Here is a 17,143-nt window from a genome sequence, read left to right on the forward strand (position 1 = left end):
GTGGGCGCGAACCCCAAGCCAGGCAATGTCCAAGGCTGAAGCATCGAAACCCGTGAAACCGAAAACCCGCGCCCCTCGCCTGTCGACGGCGAAGGAGCGCGGGTCCGGAAAGACCCGGGCCCGGTGGCGGGGAGCCTCCGCCACCGGACCCGTCCCCTGCACCATCCCAAAATGTGGTGCGGGGTAACCGGTCGCCGGTGGTCAGGTCACTGGCGACCGGAGCCTGTCACCGCTCGGTCAGGTAGCGGGCGTAGGCGACAGTCGTGAGGAAGCTCGGCAGCTTCTCGCCGAGGGCGGTCTCGGTGAAGATCGCACGGGCATCGTCGAGGCGGGCCGACGCGTCGAGGTCCGTGCGGACCTTCGCCAGTTCGTCGTCCAGGAACTCGACGGCGAGCTCGTGGGTCAGCGCCGTGCCGTCCTCGAGCTTCGTGCCGTTGCGGATCCACTGCCACACCTGGCACCGCGCGATCTCCGCCGTCGCGGCGTCTTCCATGAGGTTGTGGATCGCCGCGGCACCGGTGCCACGCAGCCAGGAGTCGATGTAGCGGAGGGCGACGTTGATGTTCGCCCGCACGCCCGCTTCGGTGACCTCGCCGCCGGCGCTCGCGACGTCGAGCAAGTCCGAAGCGTCGACAGTCACGTCTTCGCGCAGCTTGCCGAGCTGGTTCGGCCAGCCGCCGAGCACCTGGTCGAACACCTCGCGGCACACCGAGACCAGACCGGGGTGCGCGACCCAGGAGCCGTCGAAGCCGTCGCCGGCCTCGCGTTCCTTGTCCTGGCGGACCTTCTCCAGCGCGTTCTCGTTGGTGACCGGGTCCTTGCTCGGGATGAACGCGGCCATTCCTCCGATCGCGTGCGCCCCGCGGCGGTGGCAGGTGCTGACGAGCAGTTCGGTGTAGGCACGCATGAAGGGGACCGTCATCGTCACCTGAGCACGGTCCGGCAACACGAAGTCGGCCCCGTGCGCGGAGAAGTTCTTGATGACGCTGAAGATGTAGTCCCAACGTCCGGCGTTCAGGCCGGCCGCGTGCTCGCGGAGTTCGTAGAGGATCTCGTCCATCTCGAAGGCCGCGGTGATCGTCTCGATCAGCACGGTCGCGCGGATGGTGCCGCGCGGGATGCCGAGTTCCTTCTGCGCCAGCAGGAACACGTCGTTCCACAAGCGCGCTTCCTGGTGGCTTTCCAGCTTCGGCAGGTAGAAGTACGGGCCGCTGCCGCGCGCCAGGAGCTGCCGGGCGTTGTGGAAGAAGTACAGGCCGAAGTCCACGAGGCTCGCCGAAACCGGGCGGCCGTCGATGCGGATGTGCTTCTCGACCAGGTGCCAGCCGCGGGGGCGGGCGACGATCGTCGCCGGGTCCTCGCCGATCGTGTAGCGCTTGCCGGCCTCGGTGGTGAAATCGATGTTGCGGCGGATCGCGTCGAACAGGTTGAGCTGGCCGTCGACGACGTTGTGCCAGGTCGGCGAGGTCGCGTCCTCGAAGTCGGCCAGCCAGACCTTCGCGCCGGAGTTGAGCGCGTTGACGGTCATCTTCCGGTCGGTCGGACCGGTGATCTCGACGCGCCGGTCCTCCAGGCCGGGCGCGACGGGGGCGATGTGCCAGCTCTCGTCCGACCGGATCGACCGCGTTTCGGGCAGGAAATCCAGCTGCTCCTCCCCCGACTGCAGCCGCTCGCGACGGCGGCGGCGCTCGTCGAGGAGTTCGCGGCGGCGTCCGGCGAAGGTGTTGTCGAGTTTGGCTACGAAGTCCAGTGCTGCCGGGGTGAGGATCTCGGCGAAGCGGCCATCGGCGGGCCCGGTGACCTCGATGCGGGTGTTCAACGTGTCAGCCATCTCGTACCTCCGCGAAGGGGGAAAGGGAAGGGGCGGGCCGGCGACCGGAATCGCCGGCCCGCGGGGTGCGTCAGTGGAACTGGTCTTCTTCGGTCGAACCCTTGAGCGCGGTGGTCGAGCTCTCCGGGTTCAGCGCGGTGGACACCAGGTCGAACCAGCCGGTGCCGACCTCGCGCTGGTGCTTCGTCGCGGTGTAGCCGCGCTCCTCCGAGGCGAACTCGCGCTCCTGCAGGTCGACGTAGGCGCTCATGCCATTGCGGGCGTAGCCGTGCGCCAGGTCGAACATCGAATAGTTCAGCGCGTGGAAACCGGCCAGCGTGATGAACTGGAACTTGTAGCCCATGGCGCCGAGTTCGCGCTGGAACCGCGCGATGGTGTCGTCGTCGAGGTGCTTCTTCCAGTTGAACGACGGCGAGCAGTTGTAGGCCAGCATCTGGTCCGGGTACTGCGCCTTGATCGCCTCGGCGTACTTGCGGGCGACCTCGAGGTCCGGCGTGGAGGTCTCCATCCACAGCAGGTCGGCGTACTGCGCGTAGGCCAGGCCGCGGTCGATGCACGGCTCGATGCCGTTGTTGACCTCGTAGAAGCCCTCGGCGGTGCGGCCGCCGGTCAGGTACTTCTGGTCGCGCTCGTCGACGTCGCTGGTCAGCAGGGTCGCGGCCTGCGCGTCGGTGCGGGCGACGACCAGGGACGGCACGTTCAGCACGTCGGCGGCGAGACGGGCGGCGTTCAGGGTGCGCTCGTGCTGCTTGGTCGGGATGAGGACCTTGCCGCCAAGGTGGCCGCACTTCTTCTCGGACGCGAGCTGGTCTTCCCAGTGCACGCCCGCGGCACCGGCCGCGATCATGCCCTTCATCAGCTCGAACGCGTTCAGCGGACCGCCGAAGCCTGCTTCCGCGTCGGCGACGATCGGGGCGAACCAGTCGATGTCACCGTTGCCTTCGGCCCAGTTGATCTGGTCGGCGCGGCCCAGCGCGTTGTTGATGCGGCGGACGACGGCCGGGACCGAGTTGGCCGGGTAGAGGCTCTGGTCCGGGTAGGTCTGGCCGGAGAGGTTGGCGTCGGCGGCGACCTGCCAGCCGGACAGGTAGATGGCCTTCAGGCCGGCGCGCACCTGCTGCACGGCCTGGTTGCCGGTGAGGGCGCCCAGCGCGTGCACGTAGTCCTCGCTGTGCAGCAGCTCCCACAGCTTCTCGGCGCCGCGGCGGGCGAGGGTGTGCTCTTCGACGACAGAACCGCGAAGCTTCACCACGTCGGCGGCGGAGTAGGTCCGCTGGACACCCGCCCAGCGGGGGTCGGTCTTCCACTGCTCGGCCAGCTCGGCCGCCGCCTGCTCGAGCTGATTGGCCTGCTCGGTCATCGGACTCTCCCGTGTTGCGAAGTTTGCGATTGCTCGCCTTGCCTGGTCACGACCCTGGCACGAGCGGGAAAACTCGGTCTACTGCTCCAATTTGCCAATTTCTGCGAAGGTTGCCTAGCATGTTGCAAAGGTTGCGAATCTGCCGTTCGCAACCGCAGCGAAAATTCGCGGGCTTGATCGTTCACGTAATCGTTCAGGCCCGGAAACCTTCCGGCCGGACGGAGCACCCATGGACAAAACTTTCGCCGGGGCGCGGCTGCGGCATCTGCGCGAAAGCCGGTCGATGAGCCAAGCGGATCTCGCCCGTGTGCTCGAGATCTCACCCAGTTACCTCAATCAGATCGAGCACAACTCGCGCCCATTGACCGTGCCGGTGCTGATGCGGATCACGCAGGCGTTCGGCGTCGACACCGAGTTCTTCGCCAACAACGACACCTCGCGGCTCGTCGCCGACGTGAAAGAAGCCCTGCTCGACGAGGCGGTGGGCGTCGAAGCGACCACGAGCGAGCTGAACGACCTGGCCAGCAACCTGCCGTCCATCGCCCAGGCGCTGGTGAAACTGCATCGCAGCTACCGCAACGCGGTCGAGAGCACGGCCGCACTGACCACGGAAAACGGCCTCGGCCTGCACGGGAGCGCCGCCGCGCCGCTGCCGCACGAGGAGGTCCGCGACTTCTTCTACGAGCGGGAGAACTACGTCGCCGAACTGGACGAACGAGCCGAGCGGATGGCCGCGCAGATCCCGCTGCGGCGCGGAGCGGTGCTGGGGTCGCTCAAGGAACGGCTGTGGCAACGCTACGGCGTCGAGGTGTCCAACGAGGGCATCAACGAATCCGCAGGTGAGCAGCATCGGTACGAGCCGGCGACGCGAGTGTTGCGGCTGGCCCCGAGCCTCCGGGTCGGACAGCAGGCTTTCCGGATGGCGTCCCAGATCGCGTTGCTGGAATACGACGATCTGATCACCGAACTCGCCGATTCGTGGGCATTTTCCGGCCCGGCCGCGCGGACGCTCGCGCGCGTCGGCCTGGCGAACTACTTCGCCGGCGCGCTGATCCTGCCGTACAGCCCGTTCCTGGCCGCGGCCGAAGAGTTCCGGTACGACATCGAGCGCCTTTGCGACCACTTCGGTGTCGGGTTCGAGACGACGTGCCACCGGCTGTCGACGCTTCAGCGGCCAAAACAGCGCGGCGTGCCGTTCTCGTTCGTGCGCGTCGACCGGGCCGGGAACATGTCGAAACGCCAGTCAGCGGCGGGTTTCCACTTCTCGCGTGTCGGCGGCGCCTGCCCGTTGTGGAACATCTACGAGGCCTTCACCTCGCCGGGCAAGATCCTCACGCAGATCGCGGCGCTGCCGGACGGCAAGCGGTACTTCTGGGTCGCGCGGACGGTGTCGCGCAATATCGGCGGGTATGGCAGCCCGGGCAAGACGTTCACCGTCGGCCTCGGCTGTGAACTGCGGCACGCTGGCCGGCTGATCTACTCGACCGGCCTCGACCTGGACGAACCCGCCGCCGCGACGCCGATCGGCATGGGGTGCAAGGTGTGCGACCGGCCCGCTTGTTCACAACGCGCGTTTCCGGCCATCGGCAAACCGCTCACAGTGGACGAAAACACCAGCACGTTCGTCCCGTACCCGGCGGTGCCGAAGACGTGAACGCAGCCCGTGACGTGAGTGCCCCGGACGTGTTCACCGGGTGCGAAGTACATTCACCCGAGTGCACGACATCGACACGGTGAACGCAGAACTGGTCGAACAGGCCGCCGAACGGCTCGCGGGCGTGGTCACACGCACGCCCTTGGAGCCCAACGCGCGTCTCTCGTCCCGCGTAGACGCGCGCGTCTGGCTTAAGCGCGAAGACCAGCAGACGGTCCGCTCGTACAAGATCCGCGGTGCATACAACTTCATCGTGCAGCTCGACGCTGAGACGCGGGCGGCCGGTGTCGTATGTGCGAGCGCCGGTAACCACGCACAAGGCGTCGCGTACGCGTGTCGCCGTTTAGGGGCGAACGGTCGCGTGTACGTGCCGGGCACGACGCCTCGACAGAAGCGTGAACGCATTGCGGCTCTCGGCGGCGCGCACATCGAGGTCATCGTCGTCGGCGAGACGTACGAAGACGCCTTCGCCGCGGCTAAAGACGACGCCCACAGCAGTGGAGCGACGCTCGTGCCGGCGTTCGACGACGTACGCACTGTCGCCGGCCAGGGCACTGTCGCGCTTGAAGTGGTTTCGCAGCTCGGCTTCGTGCCGGATGTCCTGGTGGTGCCTGTTGGCGGCGGTGGGTTGCTGGCCGGGATCGCGACGTGGGTCCGCGAGCGGCATCCGGACATCCGGGTCGTCGGCGTCGAACCGGCAGGCGCGATGTGCATGGCGGCAGCCCTCGAAGCGGGCGAACCGGTGCGGATCGACGCGGTGGACCCGTTCGTGGACGGTGCCGCCGTGCGCGAGGCCGGCCAAGTGACGTTCCCGTTGATCCGCGACAGCAGCGCGGAACTGACGTCCGTCGCCGAGGGCGCGGTGTGCACGGAAATGCTGTCGATGTACCAGTCAGACGGCATCATCGCCGAACCTGCGGGTGCGCTCGCGGCCGCCTCGCTCGGGATCAGCGTGCAGGTCGAGCCGGAGCAGACGGTGGTGTGCATCGTGTCCGGCGGCAACAACGACGTCAGCCGGTACAGCGAAATCCTCGAACGCTCGCTGATGCACGAGGGGCTGAAGCACTACTTCCTCGTCAGCTTCCCGCAGGAACCCGGCGCGCTCCGGCGGTTCCTTGACGAAATCCTCGGTCCGGAAGACGACATCACGCGGTTCGAGTACGTGAAGCGCAACAACCGGGAGATCGGTCCCGCGCTGATCGGCGTCGAGATCCCGCGGCGCGCGGACCTGCCCGGGCTGCTGGCGCGGCTGGAGAAGAGCCCGCTGCAGGTTGAGCGGGTGGAGCCGGGGAGTCCGTTGTTCCACTTCCTGCTCTGAGGTGCCGCTGGTCTGGCCAGCACGACGATTGGGTGCCTGCGGCTTTGCGGCATTTGCCGCCGCGTTCGTCCCACCTCAACAACATCCGCGGGCGGACTCGCGCGAACGCGTCGAGCACCTTGGCACTACAGAGGTCCCCGGACTGGCCGTTGCCGGTCATCGACCTGGCCGTCGTGATCGCGACTCGCGACGACCTGCCAGCCGTTGTCGCCAGTTTTCAGGCAATCGGCTACTGGCACGATGACGTTCTCGGCATTTCCGTTCCGGGATAAAATCTCAGTCGAGTACGCGCGTTCCGGGGCCTTCGCCGCACCCACTCGGACGCCGCGCAGACCGACGCGACGCTGGAGCGTTCGCCCGCCCATCGCCGAGCGCGGGCTTTCAGGCGTCTCGATCCCTGCCGGCGACCGACCAATCGAGCTTCATGAGGGATCGTTTATGCAGGTCAGTGCGATTCGCCAAAAAACGGCAACACCACTCAGCCGAGCTCGGCGCTGCCCTCGCGGTAGATCTTCGCCGACTTGATGCGGTCTCCGGACAGCCGATAGAAGCCGGCGATGGCGAAACCGTGGTCCTTGCCGTTGTGGGTGAGCCGCTCAGTCAATTGGGCGGCGACCTGGTGACCGTCCGCGAGGACGTTCTCGACCGTCAACGTCGGGAGAAGCTGCACCATCGCACCGCTGAACAGTTCGGTTAGTTCGTCGCGTCCGCGCGCGACGCTGCTGCCGGTGATCCAGACCGCGTCCTCGGTGAAGCCATCGAGGAGGGCTTGCAGGTCACGGTTGTTGAAGGCGGCGACATGCCTACGCAGGGCTTCGCTCATAAGGCGAGGCTATCGACATTGTCAGGTCATTTTCGCCGACGAACCGACGACCGGCTCGCTGACCTCAGCTGTCGCCGAGTGTCTTCTGCAGCGCCTTGTTCGCCTTGCGCGCCATGTCGGCGACGGCCTCGCGCCGGGCGGCATCCGCCGCGTAGTCGTCCTCGCGGTTGCGGACCACCCGGGCCGGTGAACCGACCGCGATCGAGTAGTCCGGGATGTCACCCCGCACCACCGCGTGCGCACCGAGCACGCTGCCGCGGCCGACGCGCGTGCCCTTGAGGATGCTGACCTTCGTGCCGAGCCACGTGTCCGGACCGATCCGGACCGGAGACTTGACGATGCCCTGGTCCTTGATCGGCACGTGGATGTCCGCGGTCACATGGTCGAAGTCGCAGATGTACACCCAGTCGGCGACGAGCGTGGCGGCACCGAGCTCGATGTCGAGGTAGCAGTTGATCACGTTCTGCCGGCCGAACACCGACTTGTCGCCGATGCGAAGGGACCCCTCGTGACAGCGGATGGCGTTGCCGTCACCGATGTGCACCCAGCGGCCAATCTCCATCCGGCCGTATCCGGGACGGCAGTGGATCTCGACGTTCTTTCCGAGGAACAGCATGCCGCGCAGGATGATGTGCGGGTTCGCGATGCGGAATTTGAGCAGCCGGTAGTAGCGCACGAGGTACCACGGCGTGTATGCGCGATTGCGCAGGATCCAGCGCAGCGAGTCGGCCGTCAGGAACTTCGCCTGGTGCGGGTCCCGCCGGGCCCGCCGCCAGGCGCGCACGCGCGACAACGCGGGCGCACCCCACATCGACGTCATGCTCTTGACCGTAACCTGTGGGCGACGGCCGGCCACAGGCAAGGGGAGCAGGATGGGGACCAAGCTGATCATCGACACCGACCCCGGCGTCGATGATGCCTTCGCGATCGCACTGGCCGCGAGGTCGGCGGACGTCGACCTGCTGGGCGTGACGACTGTCTTCGGCAACGTACCGCTGGCCACGACAACCTCGAATGCACGCCGTCTGCTGCAGCTGTGCGACCGCCCGGACGTGCCGGTCGCCGCAGGCGCGTCGAGGCCCCTCCTCTACCGCGAACTGCACCGGTCGAGCACCGTCCACGGCTCCGACGGACTTTCCGGGCACGCCGCTTCGCTGCCCGACGCCACCCGCCCGCTCGAGGATTCCGACGCGGTCAGCCTGATGGTGTCGCTGCTCGAAGCCTCGGACGAGCCGGTGACCATCGCGCCGATCGGCCCGCTCACCAACATCGCCGCCTTGCTCGCGGCCCACCCCGGGGTGCGTTCGAAGATCGCGCGCATTGTCCTGATGGGCGGCGCGATCACCCTCGGCAACTCGACCGCGGTCTCCGAATTCAACATCTGGGCCGACCCAGACGCGGCACGACGCGTGATCGCCGAGGACGACGTTCCGTGCGTGATGGTCCCCCTCGATCTCACACACCGGTGCGCGGTCGACAGCACGTGGCTGGCGAAACTCGCGGCGTCCGGACCGGTCGGGCAGGCGCTGAACTCGTTCACTCCGGACTACCTGGCGCACTACCGGCAAGTGCTCGGCTATGAAGGCATCGTCCTGCACGACGCGGTGGCTGTCGCCGAGGCAATCCACCCGGGCATCCTGCGCGCGGAGACCTACCCGGTCGACATCGACTCCGGCCTCGGCCCGACTCGCGGTATGACGATCGTCGACCGGCGGGCGGTCCCGAACATCTCGACCGGGCGGCCGGTCGAGGTGGCAGTGGACACGGAACTGGATGTGCTGCGCGAGTTCGTGTTGTCGAGACTCGCCGGGGGCCGGTGATGGACGGGGCCGGGAGATCGCCGCTGGACGGCGAATCGCAGGTCACGCCTGGTGCGACGGCGGGTGCGGGCGGCGGGGAGCCCGGGGGTGCGGGTTCGTTGCCGGTTAGTGGCGAATCGGTTGGCGCGGATGATTCATCCGCAGGTGAGGCGTCGCCGGTGGGCGGCGAATCTGTCGGTTCCGGACGTTCGCCGGTCGGTGAATCGTCGCCAGCGCGTGGCGAAAATCCTGGGTCGACCAGTGAGTCGCCGCTGAGCGGCGAAACAGTCGGCGCGAGTGATTCGCCTGCCGGTGAGGCGTCGCCGGTAAGTGCCGAATCAGCCAGCTCCGGTCATTCTGCCGCGGGTGAGGCGTCGCCGGTGGGCGCCGAAACAGTCGGCCCCGGACGTTCGCCGGTCGGTGAATCGTCGCCAGCAAGTGGCGAAAATCCTGCGTCGACCAGTTTGTCGCCGCTCAGTGGCGAAACCTCCGGGCGGGCTGCTGAGTCCTCGTTGGGAGGCGACTCGCCTGAGCTGAACAGCGCGTCGCCGTTAAATGGCGACGGGGTCCAGTCCTCGGAGGACGACGGGGCCGCGCGTTCTGCGAGGCAGGGGTTTCTCGCGCGGAATCGGCGGGCCGTGGTGGCGTTGGCGGCGGTTGTGGCGGTCGTCGCGGCGTTGGTCGTCGCGGTGCGGGTTTTGCCGAGCGGTGCCGGTGATGCGAATTCCGGGAACGTCGCGGCGACGTCATCGTTGGTCCCGAGCACCTCGAAGACGGCTCCGGTTTCGACTGCGCCGACGTCGGCGGTGCCGAGCCAGCCTGGGGTGCCGCGGGCTGGGGAGTTCGGGGCGTGGGCGTCGCGGACCAGTCAGTGGCTCGACATTCCGTTGCGGGCGATGAACGGGTACGCGCAGGCGACCGTCACGCTCGGCAAGGAACAGCCCGGCTGTCACCTGTCCTGGATCACTCTCGCCGCGATCGGGAAGATCGCCAGCGATCATGGACGGGCGCAGGGTAATCGAGTCGGGGAGAACGGGACTCTCGCGAAACCGCTTGGCACGGTGGAGGTTCTCGACTTCTATCACCGGCCCGTTTCGACGCCGGGGGCCGCTGGGCCGTTGCAGCTCTCCCCCGCGGTGTGGAGCAAGTGGCAGCGCAGCGCGTCCGGCGGTAAGCCTGACATTCAGAACATCGATGACTCGGCGCTCGCGGCTGGGCGCACGCTCTGTGCGAATGGCCGCGATCTGGCGACGGACTGGTGGAACGGGGTCGCCACGTTGGAGCCGGCTCCGGTCGTCTTGCATCGGACGCTTGCGACGACCAACGTCTACGGCACGGTCGGCCAAAGCGATCAGCCGCCCAATCCCGCGGTGCTCACTGCGGTCGGCTTCGCGATCGACCAGATTGGCCTGCCGTACGTCTGGGGCGGCAACGGCACTCGCGACGCCGACCCGGGGTTCGACTGTTCCGGTCTGACGACCGCGGCTTACGCCAGCGCTGACGTCAAGCTGATGCGGACGGCGGACACGCAATTCCGCAGCGTTGCCCATGTGAGCGAACCCCAATTAGGCGATTTGATCTTCTACGGCGCGCCCGCTACGAAGATCCATCATGTAGGGCTGTACATCGGGAATCAGCAGATGATCGACGCGCCGCAGACCGGGCAGGCGGTGCAGGTTCATCCGTATCGGAAGCCTGGCGACGACTACGCGGGCGCGGGGCGGCCGACGGCCTGACCTGCGCGGTGACGTCTCGAGAACCAAGGCCTGCCGTCCTGAGGGCCGGCGGGGTTTCCGGATGAGGCTCGCGTTGGGCGGCGCTTTCGCCGTTCAGCGGCGAGAGCCTGGGGTTCGGGACCGCTGATCCGGGGGGGTGGCGAGATGATGTCGCCGCCTGGGCGCGGAGTCTGTGGAGCAGCGCACGACGTGGTCATTGGCCAGCTTTGTCGTTTGAGTGTCGTTGTGAAATCTCGGCATCCGAGGGCCAAAGCACGGCTGAGCAAAAGTGCAGGCAGCCAGGCGGTGCTTGCTCGACTAGTAGGTGATGCCTGTGCGCTTCGGCAAAGCGGTGCCTGCGACGAAACCCGGTGCCTCCATCGTCGCCGAGGCGGCAGCAGTCGCGGAGGCCCGCGCGGTGGTCATCTAAGGTGGCGGTAGTTGTCAGCAAGCAGGTCGCGGTGCCGAAGGTTGGCCCTTCGCACTGCGTCGGTCAGCAGCGTGGTTCGCTCACGTGCCGTGGTCCATAGCGCCTGCCACTCGCAATGACAACCACAGATATGCGGCTCAAGCTCTCGTGTTCACAGCAGAACCTTGCAAATGCGAGGAAACCGCCCTTGTGGCAACACAATTACGCGCTTTCGCGGACCGTGTTGGGTATTCAGTGGGTCCGTCAGCGTTGACGGACCAGATTTAGGGACACCTCCCATAGCTGGTGCGCGGCCGCGGCGTCGCGGGCCCAGCGTTTGACTGCATGACTGTTTCCTGCCAAGTCGACGTCGTCGGGAACTGTCGCGGCTTCGTTGCCGTCGTCCAGGTAATGGCCACCGTTATGGGCGAATTCTGGGGCGGTCGCGGCGACGAGAGTGGTGGCCGCGCCTTGTCCGACGGTCTTGTATGCGAAGACTCCGGCGGCTTCGAGCCGATCTAGGTGGTCCTTCATGTCTTGGGTGAAATCCCGTTGCAGGCCAGTGGAAACTCCGCCGGGGTTGACCGCGTTGGCGATGATTCCGTCGGCTGCCCACCGGCGAGTCGCCTCGACAGCGAACAGCGAGTTGGCCGTTTTCGACTGCCCGTAAGCCAATTGGGGGTCGTAGGCGCGGCGGGTAAAGTGGATGTCATCGAAGACAACGGGTGAGTACATGTGCGCGCCGGAGGTCACCGCGACGATCCGGGCCGTTCCTCGCTGGTTCGCGCCTGTGGCTAGGGCGTCGTGCAGTCCCAGCGCCAGCGCGAAGTGGCCGACGTGATTGGTCGCGAACTGCAGTTCCCAACCCTGCGGAGTGCGGCCCAGGGTTGGACGCATGACGCCGGCATTGTTGATCAACAGGTGCAGCGGGCCGTCCCAGCTGTCGGTGAAGCGGGTGACGGCGGCGAGGTCGGCCAGTTCGAGGTGCGCGATGCGGACGGCGCGGTTTCCGGTGGAGGCGGTGATCTCCTCGGCGACGCTCGTGCCGAGGGCAGTATTGCGTACGGCCAGGGTGACGTCTGCGCCGGCGGACGCGAGCACGCGGGCTGTTTCGCGGCCGAGGCCGGACGTGGCACCGGTGACGATTGCGCGGACGCCGATGAGGCTCTGGCCTGCGATGACGTCATCGGCGGTGCTGGTGGCGTCGAAGGCCGTGCGGATCAAGGAGGTTCGAGACACCCTTCGGACTATACGTATTTGGCCTTCTTTGTATAGTGTGTCTATGGGCAGTGATCGGCGCACGCACGTACTGGACTCGGCCTTGGAGGTGTTCGCGCGCTACGGCTATCGCAAGGCGTCCATGGACGACGTCGCGAATGCCGCGGACATCTCGCGTCCTGGTTTGTACTTCTACTTCTCGTCCAAGCCGGAACTGTTCCGCGCCACCGTGCGGCATTCGCTCGACGACAGCATCGAGGCAGCCCGGCGCGCTCTCGCCGATTCGCGGCAACCGCTGCGCGAGCGGCTGGTCGAGGCGTTCGATCACTGGGCCGGTCGCTACGTGGGACCGATGGCCGCGGAGATCGGCGTTCTGATCGACTCGAATCCCGACCTGCTCGGCACGATGCCAGCCGAGTACCCGAAACGGTTCCGCGCGCTGGTCATCGAGGCGATCGGGGGACGCTCCCCCGCAGACGTCGCAGGAACACTGATCAGCACCGCGATCGGGATCAAGCACGACGCGGAGACCCGCGACGAGTTCCGCGCTCGGATGACCATCGCGGTCGACCTTTACCGCAAACGCTGAAACTCAGGCAGGCGGCCAGTTGCACAGGGCCGCGTCGGCGACTTTCTGCAGCTCTTCACGGGTTGCGCCGCTTGCCGCTTCGACGGCGATTCCGAACGCGACCGTCATGACGTAGCGAGCCAGCCGCGCCGCATCGGCGTCCGGTGGCAAATCGCGTTCCTCGATGGCGCGTCGAAATCGCTTCTCAAGGGCTCGGCGCGCGGCGTTTCGCCACTCGAAGAGCAATTCGCGCGCGGGGTGGCCTAGTTCGCCAGCTGCCAACGAGCCTTGGACGCCCAGGCATCCGGGCGGGCAGCCGGGATCGGTCGTCGCTCGGACGGCACCGTTGAGTATCGCGGCGGCCACCTTGGCGGCGGTCGGCTCGGCCCACGCTCGCGGGCCGTAGGAGGCAGGGCCTTCGTCGTACAGCGCCAAAGCCTTGCGGAACAGCTGCTCTTTGTTGCCAAAAGCCGCGTACATGCTGGTTTTCGTGATGCCCATGGCCTCGGTCAGGTCGGCCAAGCTGGCCCCTTCGTAGCCCTGCTCCCAGAACACCAGCATCGCGCGCCGCAATGCCTCGTCGGCGTCGAATCCGCGCGGACGGCCGATGTGCGCCTTGCCCTGACTGGTCACCTCGCCAGCATACCCCTTCGGTACCGATCGGTTCAGAAGTGATACGGTCACTTTAAGTACCGATCGGTACTTAACTATCCGGAGGTCAGGAATGGGACAGCTTGAGGGCAAGACAGCGGTCGTCACCGGCGGAAGCAGCGGGATCGGCCTGGCCGCGGCCGAGCGGCTCGCCGCCGAGGGCGCGCATGTCTTCATCACCGGCCGGAATCAGGACGCGCTGGAGTCCGCCGTGAAGACCATCGGTTCGGCCACCGCGGTAGCGGGCGACATCGCCGATCTGGCGGACCTCGATCGGCTTTACGCCGCGGTTCGCGCCCGCGGCAAGGGTCTCGACATCGTTTTCGCCAACGCGGCAGCGGGATCTTTCGCAAGCCTGGAGGAGACCACCCCAGAGCACTTCGACCAGGCCTTCGCCACCAACGTCCGCGGCACGCTCTTCACCGTGCAGAAAGCGTTGCCGCTGCTCAACAAAGGCGCGTCGGTGATCCTGAACTCGTCGGTACGCGCGGACGACGGCCTCGCGTCGTTCGGGACGTATTCGGCGTCCAAAGCCGCCCTCCGCTCCTACGGCCGAACTTGGGCCAACGAACTGAAGGACCGTGGCATCAGGGTCAACGTGGTGTCGCCCGGCACCATCGACACGCCGGTGCTCGAAAAGGCGGTTGGCGCGGACAAAGTCGACGAGGCTCGGGCGAGTTTCGCGGCACGCGTTCCGCTCGGCAGGATGGGAACACCGCGCGAGGTCGCCGATGCCGTGCTGTTCCTCGCCTCTGACCAGAGCAGCTTCATCCTTGGCGCGAACATCTACGTCGACGGTGGCGAAAAGCAGTTCTGACCAGCGGCAGCGCGGGGACAACGACGTTCCCGCCGTTTCGTACTGGCGCGGATACTATACGAACGTGTAGTCTGCTATTCATGCGTATAGCGACGACGTCATGACTGACCCCGACGACCTGACCGCGCGTGCCCGTATCCGCGACGCGGCGATGCGGCACTTCGGCGAGCACGGCTTCGAGCGCGCGACGATCCGGGGCATCGCGGTGGAAGCCGGAGTGTCGTTGGGATTGGTGCGGCACCACTTCGGGTCCAAGCAGGCGCTCCGCGAGGCGTGCGACGCGCACCTGATCAAGCTCCTCCGCCAGCTCAACGACCAGGTGCCGGACGACCTGGCCGCCAGCGTCACCGCGAATCCCGTCGCGGCGGCGCGGGTCGCCGTCGGGCCCTACCGGGACTATCTCGTCCGGGCGCTGGTCGAAGGCGGCGTCGCGCCGTTGTTCGACGAGATGGTCGAACTCGGCACGAGCCGGCTTGTCGCCACTGATCGGCAACGGACGCACCCGCCGACGGTCGACCCCAAGGTCCGCGCCGCGATCGGCACCGCGATGGCGTTGTCGATCACCGTGCTGCACCAGCATATTTCCCGTGCGGCAGGCATCGACATCCTCAGCCCGGCGGGCGACAACATGCTCGCCCGCGCGCTGATCGACATCTACTCGCATCCGCAGCTCAGCCTCGACGAAGCGCAGGCGGCGCTCGACCGCCTGCCGGCGGAAGGAAACTGACATGCCGCACGCGACGATTCCCCGCATCCCGCCGCTCGAACTCGACGAGATGGATCCCGAGCGGCAAAAACTGGCGAAACTCGGCGCGGACACCGTGATCCAGGTTCTCGCCCGCGCGCCGGAAGTGCTGCAGGCGTCCGGTGCATTGGGCGGTTACCTGTTGAGCCGAGGGAAACTGCATCCGCGGATCCGCGAACTGGCGATTCTTCGCGTCGCGCTCCGGTGCGACGCTCCGTATGAGTGGGCCAACCACGCGCCCGCCGCACTCGGCGGTGGCGCGACGGACGCGGAGATCGGGGCTCTCTCCGATCCGGACGCCAGTTGGCCGCCCGAGGACGACGCGGTGCTGCGCGCCGTCGATGAACTGTGCGCGGATGTCTTTGTGTCCGACGGAACCTGGACAGCTCTCGCCGCGACCCGCGACCACGCCGAGATCATCGAGATTCTGTTCCTCGTCGGCTACTACCGGATGATGGCGGGGTTCCTCAATTCCGCGGGCGTCCCGGTGAAGCCCGGGCAGCCGGCGCTCGGCGAACCACCGGCGCCCGTGGTTGCCCCGGCTCAGCAGGTTCGGCCCGCCAGCGGCGAAACCGGCCCGGACGGCAGCTGGAAGATCACGTTCACCCATCCGGCGGGAAGCAAGGACCTGCTCCTCGACCTCGGGACCGACGGCACCAAGGTGTCCGGTTCCATTTTCGACACGCAGCTGAAGGTCACGGTCCCCATCGTGTCGGGGACAGTCGACGGTCAAAAGGTCACCTTCACCGCGCTGGTGACTGATCCGGCGCGCTTCGAGGTGAGCGTGACCGGCACGGTTGACGGGGATGCGTTCTCCGGCTCCGTCACGGTGTCCGGTGGCGGCACCTTTCCGCTGACCGGGGTTCGGGAGGTCAGTCCCAGTAGTTGAAGAAGGCTTCGCCGACCGTCGATGGTTTCCAGTAGGCGACGTCGGACCGCGTGAGGTGTGGCCGATCTTTGGCGGCGAAGGACCGGTCGAGGTCGCTGGCGTGAGCACTTGGAACTGCCCTGTTTCCGCCAGCACCGCGGTCAGGTCCGATTCGTCGGCGAACTCCGACGGTCCCCGTTCCCGCGCCGGCGCGAAGTCCAATGAGCGAGGCGAGCGAGCGCGACCACCGGTGCGTCGTTGGCAGCGACGACCGAGATCGTGCGGTCAGGCTGCTCGATGACAGCTTGACGGAAGTTCGGCGTGACCGACGGGACACGAGAATCGGTCAAGGTTCCGCCGGCACGACGGACGAAGTCGTAACAGAGACGGCGAACCTCGGCCACTGCCGCATCCTGCGCGGCCGTTCCCCCGGCAGGGGGCGCGGAATTGCGGCGGACGAGGACGGGTGGTCTTCTTGGCTCAAGATCGAAAGGTGAGCCGCCATGCCGTACGCGTACACATTCGACCAGATCCGCGACCGGCCGGTCACCGTGTTCGGTGCCGGGACGTTGGGCAGGCGCATCGCGCTGATGTTCGCCTCACGCGGCGGGACCGTGCGGATCAGCGACCCGAGCGCCGAACAGGTCGCTGCCGCAGCCGAATACGTGGCGGAGGCGTTGCCTGTCCTGCTGGAAAAACGCGGCAACGGCGAGATCGGCCAGGTCGAGGACGCGACGTCGATCGAGGACGCCCTGCGCGACGCGTGGCTTGTCGTGGAGGCGGTGCCGGAGCGGCTGGACATCAAAATCCCGCTGTGGGGTCAGATCGACGAAGCCGCGCCTGCCGACGCCATCTTCGCCACGAACTCGTCGTCGTATCCGTCGCGGATGATGGCCGAGAAGGTGCGTGACAAATCGCGGCTGTGCAACATCCACTTCTACATGCCGCCGACGGCGAACGCGGTCGACCTCATGTCCGACGGCGAAACCGGCCGGACCGTGCTCGACACGCTGCTCGGAGTGTTGCCGGAGTTCGGCATTCATCCGTTCGAGGCGCGCAAGGAAAGCGTCGGCTTCATTTTCAACCGCGTGTGGGCGGCGATCAAACGGGAATCGCTGGCCGTAGTCGCGGAGGGCGTCGCCCGGCCGGAGGATGTGGACGGGATGTTCAAAATCAACTGGCATCTGCCGTACGGGCCGTTCCAGATGATGGACCAGGTCGGACTGGACGTCGTGCTGGACATCGAAAACCATTACGCGGACGAGAATCCGCACCTCCCGACCGGGCCGAGGGACCTGCTGCGCAGCTACGTCGAGGCGGGGAAGCTCGGGATCAAGACCGGCGAGGGGTTTTACTCGTACGGCTGA

The 17,143-nt window shown here is 66.9% G+C and carries 17 protein-coding genes; 10 read left to right on the forward strand and 7 right to left on the reverse strand.

All coding sequences use genetic code 11. The features are described 5' to 3' along the window. Positions 1 to 226 precede the first annotated feature (226 nt). Complete coding sequence (gene aceB, locus BM362_RS18450) at positions 227 to 1,831, reverse strand: malate synthase A (protein WP_067583285.1); 1,605 nt, start codon at positions 1,829 to 1,831, stop codon at positions 227 to 229. A 70-nt stretch (positions 1,832 to 1,901) separates the two neighbouring features. Next, positions 1,902 to 3,191, reverse strand: a complete 1,290-nt coding sequence (gene aceA, locus BM362_RS18455; RefSeq protein WP_067583288.1) for an isocitrate lyase — start codon at positions 3,189 to 3,191, stop codon at positions 1,902 to 1,904. 229 nt (positions 3,192 to 3,420) lie between these two features. On the opposite strand from aceA, the gene BM362_RS18460 reads away from it, so the two are divergent. From BM362_RS18460 to BM362_RS46875, 3 genes are all read left to right on the forward strand, one after another. Then, positions 3,421 to 4,845, forward strand: coding sequence for a short-chain fatty acyl-CoA regulator family protein (locus BM362_RS18460; protein ID WP_067583291.1), 1,425 nt, complete (start codon positions 3,421 to 3,423; stop codon positions 4,843 to 4,845). Positions 4,846 to 4,906: 61 nt separating this feature from the next. Next, positions 4,907 to 6,163 carry a threonine ammonia-lyase IlvA gene (gene ilvA / locus BM362_RS18465; protein WP_093573977.1) on the forward strand — a complete coding sequence of 419 codons (1,257 nt, stop codon included), beginning with the start codon at positions 4,907 to 4,909 and terminating at the stop codon, positions 6,161 to 6,163. A gap of 32 nt (positions 6,164 to 6,195) precedes the next feature. Beyond that, positions 6,196 to 6,435: a GrpB family protein gene (locus BM362_RS46875; protein WP_143132450.1), complete on the forward strand. Its 240-nt coding sequence runs from the start codon at positions 6,196 to 6,198 to the stop codon at positions 6,433 to 6,435. Positions 6,436 to 6,641: 206 nt separating this feature from the next. On the opposite strand, the gene BM362_RS18470 is transcribed toward BM362_RS46875, so the two are convergent. Both BM362_RS18470 and BM362_RS18475 read right to left on the reverse strand, forming a co-directional pair. Then, positions 6,642 to 6,986, reverse strand: a complete 345-nt coding sequence (locus tag BM362_RS18470) for a nuclear transport factor 2 family protein (protein ID WP_093573978.1) — start codon at positions 6,984 to 6,986, stop codon at positions 6,642 to 6,644. 64 nt (positions 6,987 to 7,050) lie between these two features. Beyond that, on the reverse strand, positions 7,051 to 7,806 hold the full coding sequence (locus BM362_RS18475; protein ID WP_067583297.1) for an acyltransferase: 756 nt from the start codon (positions 7,804 to 7,806) through the stop codon (positions 7,051 to 7,053). Between the two features lie 52 nt (positions 7,807 to 7,858). On the opposite strand from BM362_RS18475, the gene BM362_RS18480 reads away from it, so the two are divergent. Continuing rightward, positions 7,859 to 8,806: a nucleoside hydrolase gene (locus BM362_RS18480; protein WP_093573979.1), complete on the forward strand. Its 948-nt coding sequence runs from the start codon at positions 7,859 to 7,861 to the stop codon at positions 8,804 to 8,806. Positions 8,807 to 9,137: 331 nt separating this feature from the next. Here BM362_RS18480 and BM362_RS49045 read toward each other — a convergent pair whose 3' ends face one another. Further along, on the reverse strand, positions 9,138 to 9,551 hold the full coding sequence (locus BM362_RS49045) for a hypothetical protein (protein ID WP_244287223.1): 414 nt from the start codon (positions 9,549 to 9,551) through the stop codon (positions 9,138 to 9,140). On the opposite strand from BM362_RS49045, the gene BM362_RS18485 reads away from it, so the two are divergent. Beyond that, a complete protein-coding gene (locus tag BM362_RS18485; RefSeq protein WP_244287219.1) occupies positions 9,433 to 10,521 on the forward strand; it encodes a C40 family peptidase in 1,089 nt (362 codons plus the stop codon). The two genes, BM362_RS49045 and BM362_RS18485, sit on opposite strands and share 119 nt — an antisense overlap. 652 nt (positions 10,522 to 11,173) lie before the next feature. Here the strand turns inward: BM362_RS18485 and BM362_RS18490 are convergent. Next, complete coding sequence (locus BM362_RS18490; RefSeq protein WP_093573981.1) at positions 11,174 to 12,148, reverse strand: SDR family NAD(P)-dependent oxidoreductase; 975 nt, start codon at positions 12,146 to 12,148, stop codon at positions 11,174 to 11,176. A 43-nt stretch (positions 12,149 to 12,191) separates the two neighbouring features. On the opposite strand from BM362_RS18490, the gene BM362_RS18495 reads away from it, so the two are divergent. Beyond that, entirely contained in the window at positions 12,192 to 12,716 is a 525-nt protein-coding gene (locus BM362_RS18495; protein ID WP_093573982.1) for a TetR/AcrR family transcriptional regulator, read from the forward strand. 3 nt (positions 12,717 to 12,719) lie between these two features. Here the strand turns inward: BM362_RS18495 and BM362_RS18500 are convergent, their stop codons facing one another. Then, positions 12,720 to 13,328: a TetR/AcrR family transcriptional regulator gene (locus tag BM362_RS18500; protein WP_093573983.1), complete on the reverse strand. Its 609-nt coding sequence runs from the start codon at positions 13,326 to 13,328 to the stop codon at positions 12,720 to 12,722. 91 nt (positions 13,329 to 13,419) lie between these two features. Between BM362_RS18500 and BM362_RS18505 the strand changes: the two genes are divergently transcribed. The 4 genes from BM362_RS18505 (at position 13,420) to BM362_RS18525 (ending at position 17,143) form a co-directional block, all read left to right on the forward strand. Further along, positions 13,420 to 14,163: an SDR family oxidoreductase gene (locus BM362_RS18505; protein WP_093573984.1), complete on the forward strand. Its 744-nt coding sequence runs from the start codon at positions 13,420 to 13,422 to the stop codon at positions 14,161 to 14,163. 100 nt (positions 14,164 to 14,263) lie between these two features. Further along, a complete protein-coding gene (locus BM362_RS18510; RefSeq protein WP_093573985.1) occupies positions 14,264 to 14,890 on the forward strand; it encodes a TetR/AcrR family transcriptional regulator in 627 nt (208 codons plus the stop codon). 1 nt (position 14,891) lies between these two features. Then, positions 14,892 to 15,797, forward strand: coding sequence for a carboxymuconolactone decarboxylase family protein (locus tag BM362_RS18515; protein ID WP_093573986.1), 906 nt, complete (start codon positions 14,892 to 14,894; stop codon positions 15,795 to 15,797). A gap of 482 nt (positions 15,798 to 16,279) precedes the next feature. Beyond that, positions 16,280 to 17,143, forward strand: a complete 864-nt coding sequence (locus BM362_RS18525) for a 3-hydroxyacyl-CoA dehydrogenase family protein (protein WP_093573987.1) — start codon at positions 16,280 to 16,282, stop codon at positions 17,141 to 17,143.

The organism is Amycolatopsis rubida (assembly GCF_900115345.1).
Lineage (GTDB): Bacteria > Actinomycetota > Actinomycetes > Mycobacteriales > Pseudonocardiaceae > Amycolatopsis > Amycolatopsis rubida.

Excerpts from the sequence above, each read along its gene's own strand:
- aceB (WP_067583285.1), bottom strand. The coding sequence starts at position 1,831 with ATGGCTGACACGTTGAACACCCGCATCGAGGTCACCGGGCCCGCCGAT.
- aceA (WP_067583288.1), bottom strand. The coding sequence starts at position 3,191 with ATGACCGAGCAGGCCAATCAGCTCGAGCAGGCGGCGGCCGAGCTGGCC.
- BM362_RS18460 (WP_067583291.1), top strand. The coding sequence starts at position 3,421 with ATGGACAAAACTTTCGCCGGGGCGCGGCTGCGGCATCTGCGCGAAAGC.
- BM362_RS18470 (WP_093573978.1), bottom strand. The coding sequence starts at position 6,986 with ATGAGCGAAGCCCTGCGTAGGCATGTCGCCGCCTTCAACAACCGTGAC.
- BM362_RS18475 (WP_067583297.1), bottom strand. The coding sequence starts at position 7,806 with ATGACGTCGATGTGGGGTGCGCCCGCGTTGTCGCGCGTGCGCGCCTGG.
- BM362_RS18480 (WP_093573979.1), top strand. The coding sequence starts at position 7,859 with ATGGGGACCAAGCTGATCATCGACACCGACCCCGGCGTCGATGATGCC.
- BM362_RS18495 (WP_093573982.1), top strand. The coding sequence starts at position 12,192 with ATGGGCAGTGATCGGCGCACGCACGTACTGGACTCGGCCTTGGAGGTG.
- BM362_RS18505 (WP_093573984.1), top strand. The coding sequence starts at position 13,420 with ATGGGACAGCTTGAGGGCAAGACAGCGGTCGTCACCGGCGGAAGCAGC.
- BM362_RS18510 (WP_093573985.1), top strand. The coding sequence starts at position 14,264 with ATGACTGACCCCGACGACCTGACCGCGCGTGCCCGTATCCGCGACGCG.
- BM362_RS18515 (WP_093573986.1), top strand. The coding sequence starts at position 14,892 with ATGCCGCACGCGACGATTCCCCGCATCCCGCCGCTCGAACTCGACGAG.
- BM362_RS18525 (WP_093573987.1), top strand. The coding sequence starts at position 16,280 with ATGCCGTACGCGTACACATTCGACCAGATCCGCGACCGGCCGGTCACC.